1 protein-coding gene is annotated in these 2703 nt (G+C 23.8%); it reads right to left on the bottom strand.

Translation table 11 applies throughout. The annotated features are described in order from the left end of the window. Window positions 1–111: 111 nt before the first annotated feature. The gene (locus A9758_RS00985; RefSeq protein WP_011406551.1) at window positions 112–2421 is read right to left on the bottom strand and encodes a hypothetical protein; all 2310 of its coding nucleotides are present in this window, start codon (window positions 2419–2421) and stop codon (window positions 112–114) included. Window positions 2422–2703: the final 282 nt, after the last annotated feature.

Consider the following 2703-nt stretch of genomic DNA (forward strand, 5'->3'; position numbering starts at 1 on the left):
AATATAATAAATTATTTTTATACTATCAAATTTTACTAAAAATTAATTATTTTTCATAATAATAAAATTTTTAAAAAAAAATAAGTAGAAAAAGAATGTTAACTTTTTTTTTTATTCTTTTACAATTGTTAATGTAGTGTTTCCATCCATTCTTTCATATATTTTATGACCAAATACACATGTAAGTTTATACTCGCCTGATTTAAATGTAAGTGGTATGGTATAATCAAGTATAGCTTCTCCATTTACAATTTTTGCATAAATTATGTTTCCATTTGTATCTTTTAGAGTTCTTCCATTTAATTTAAATATGGCTTGTCCATTATTTATTGTAATACTCTCATTAGTAGCATCAGTAATTTTTGCTTTTAATGTTACAGTTTTACCTATTGTAGCTTGCTGTGCTTCTAATTCAATTTTAGATTCACGTTGTGTAACTTCAAATGGTACACTTTTTGTTGAAGTATTATACATATCATTTCCACTATAAATAGCAGTTACTGTTGTATGTGGAGTATACCATTTACTATTTACTTTAATATTTTCTACTATAGCTTCATTATTTGTAACAGTGCTAAATATAATATTACCATTTTCATCTTTTAATATTTTACCATTTACTTTAAATATAACACGTCCCTGTACATTTTCAGCATTAAACTTTGCCTTAAATGTAGTTAAATCATCAATTCTTGATTTAGTAGTAATTACTTCTATTGATGGATCTTGTTTAATTACAATTATATTGAATAATCTTGAAGAAGAAAGATAATTATCTACTCCCTCATATGTTATATTAAGAGTTTTTACTCCTATACTATCATATAAAAGATCAATCTCCACAATTTCTTTATCATCAAGAGAAGCTCTTTCAATAATATTTCCATTTTCACCCTTAATAATTAATGTTCCACTTCGTACCTTATTATTCTCAGATAAAACATATAAACTAAGCCTTGTTGTTGTTTTAATAGGAACAGTTACAGAACTAGGTTCTACAATAATTTCAGTAAATTTAACTTGATTATTATCAGATACCACATTATTATTTGCAGGATTTGTTAATTTAGAATCAATTGTTCCAGTATAATTGTTGTTAGTAATAGTATTATAAGTAGGAGTACCTGATGCACTAATATCTCCTTTAATAAGATTATTATCTACTGTATTATTACTTTTACTTATAGTTACATAACCATTAATGATATTATTATTAACTACATCATTACCAACAAGTGATATAGAACCTAATGTGTTGTTTGTGAACGTAGTATTGCCCTTAGAGGAAACTCCACCACTTATATTATTACCAGTAACAGTACTGTTTATTGAAGCTTGAAAACTACCAGTAATAGTGTTATTAATGAATGTATTTTCAACAGTTGCACCAGTATAACCCCATTGAATAGTAATACCTGAACCTGGATAAACAATAGTATTATTTAGTATTAAATTATCATGACCAGTTAAACAAACAGCATAACAAATACCTGATGCAGAACTAGGACCAGTAATACGATTATTTCTTATAATATTATATGAATTCATACCAATACCATAATCATTAGTATTATATGTAGTTAAATAAAGTAAATTACCAACTTCACCAACAGCTGTAATAGTATTATTTTCAATAGTACTACAATTTACTCCAGCAAAAACAAGAGTACTGTATCCACCACTATTTTCAGTATAAAAATTACTATTTTTAATAGTTATATTAGTAGAACCATCACGAATAGAAGTTGAACCAACACCTTGACCTATAGATTTATTTTCAATTAGTATATTAAGTCTATTAAATGTAATATTACTAGATTCTCTAACATATGTTTGAGAATTATGGAATGTAATATTAGTAACATTTACATGACTTGTCTTTTCAATTACAAATTCACCACCATCAAGATCAATAAATGCAGATTTATCAGATGAAATCAGATTAACAGGTCTGTTAATAGTCATACTATACTTAGAACCATTAAATAAACCCTTAAAATCAAGAGTAGAACCATCTTGGATATTGTCATTTAATTTCTTATTACTAAAATAATTACTAAAAGAATCATTAGTAATGGTATATGAATCACTAGATTTTAAATTCTTCTTATTAACAGTTTTTAAAGTATTATTTTCTACATTATTAGTCTCTAATTTAGAGTTAGAAGTTTCTTTTCTCTTATTGTCCAAATTAGATACTGTAAATTTTTTATTATTAGTATTCTTTTTTATTTCTTTTATATTATTATCATTATTGTCAGTAACTTTATTGACAGTATTATCCTTAATATTATTTACTTTTTCTAAATCAGATACACTATCATATGCACAACTATTAATATCAGAAGCACAAACAACTGACAATCCTAAAAATAATATAAGAGTAGTTAATAAGAATACACATGAAATATTCTTATTCATATCTTTTAATCCTCCATTATATTACTTCTTATTAAAGATTTTTTTATATCTAATTCTAAGAATAATGAATTTTCTTAGTTAACATATAATATGTAAAAAAGATAATAATAAATTTAACTAAAATTTATAATATCAAAAACAAAAATATAGGGGAATATATAGGGCTTTTTGAAAAATTTTGTTGATAAATTATTTATCATGGTTTTTAATTATTAAATATGATAAAATATAAATATCTTTCTAATTAAACATTAATTAACTAATAATATTTATTTGAAATTT

Source organism: Methanosphaera sp. A6, from assembly GCF_001729395.1.
Taxonomy (GTDB): domain Archaea; phylum Methanobacteriota; class Methanobacteria; order Methanobacteriales; family Methanobacteriaceae; genus Methanosphaera; species Methanosphaera stadtmanae.

What these genes read in the sequence shown, in the direction of transcription:
- A9758_RS00985 (WP_011406551.1), bottom strand. Translation starts at nt 2,421, where the DNA reads ATGAATAAGAATATTTCATGTGTATTCTTATTAACTACTCTTATATTA.